Here is a 1,070-nt window from a genome sequence, read left to right as displayed (position 1 = left end):
CTCTTGAAGAAGGTGGCTGAATTGAATGTAAAGACCAAAGAGAAAGGTAAGGCTAAGCTATTTGATGATGATGATCTCTTGGATGACTCACCCACGGATCAATCTAGGACTGAAGTTTTCAATGCAAGTGAGCCTAGTTCAGATTTTCCATCCACACCGGTGAAGAAAAAGAAGAAAAATAAGCCCGGGAAGAAAGCTAGAGCTAGAGCCAAGGCTAAGGCAAAGATTGAGGGTTATAATTCAAGCCAAGATGAAGGGAGCCGGAGTAGTGCCATTGATGAACTATGTATCCCTCACAAGATGATAGCATCCTTGATGAGTGGTGCAAAGAAGGAAAGATGCTTCAAGGGGATGAAGGTTAGGATTCGGGAGGAGCCCATGAAGGATCAAACTTGAAGAGCCATGAAGCATCACGTCGGGCCGGCGACGTTAAAACCACAGCGCTTCTTGGGAGGCAACCCAAGCAATAAGTATCCTTTTGGTATCCTTTACTTTTTAATTTTCTTGTTCTTAGTCGTTAACCTCGCATGGATTTAGGAATAAGTTGGACTTTGGCATGAAAATTTGAAGTTAGGTTGATGAAATGCATGAAATGTAGGATAAAATGAAGTTAGAACACACAAAAGGGTGGAAAAATTGAGCTAAAGTGCAAAATTGAAAGGCAGGATGATCGGTGATCGATCCATCGCCGCCGGCGATCGGTCTCCCCCTGTTTATAAGTTACGGGTTTTTTCCTTTCCCCCTCATTTCTATCTTTCAAATAACTTCATTTTCTCTCAACCAAACTCTACCTAATACCATAAAACACAATTCTAATCGGTTAGAACACTAAAATACCCCCTAAAAACAACAAATTCAGCCTTCATTTCACATTGCAATCATCATCAAAGCCAAGGTATGGAATTCATTCTATCTCTCTTTAGCCTAGGGTTTTGAATATGAAATACTTAAATGTGGCAACTTTGATGTTGCCTCTTGGGATCATAGTGCGGATTGTTGCTTGTTTTTGTTGTTTTCAAAAATTTTGGGTAGGGTGCTCACTAATTTTATGATTTCCATTGAAAACGAGC

General features: G+C 40.5%; 1 protein-coding gene. It reads left to right on the top strand.

All coding sequences use genetic code 11. From position 1 onward, the window contains the following. The coding region (locus tag BVER_RS29565) for a hypothetical protein (RefSeq protein ID WP_232316955.1) at positions 1 to 396 on the top strand (396 nt) is incomplete at its 5' end. Positions 397 to 1,070 lie beyond the last annotated feature (674 nt).

It is taken from the genome of Candidatus Burkholderia verschuerenii, from assembly GCF_001189365.1.
In the GTDB taxonomy this organism is placed as follows: domain Bacteria; phylum Pseudomonadota; class Gammaproteobacteria; order Burkholderiales; family Burkholderiaceae; genus Caballeronia; species Caballeronia verschuerenii.
The sequence above is the reverse complement of the archived record's forward strand: the minus strand, read 5'-3'. Positions and strand labels throughout refer to the sequence as shown.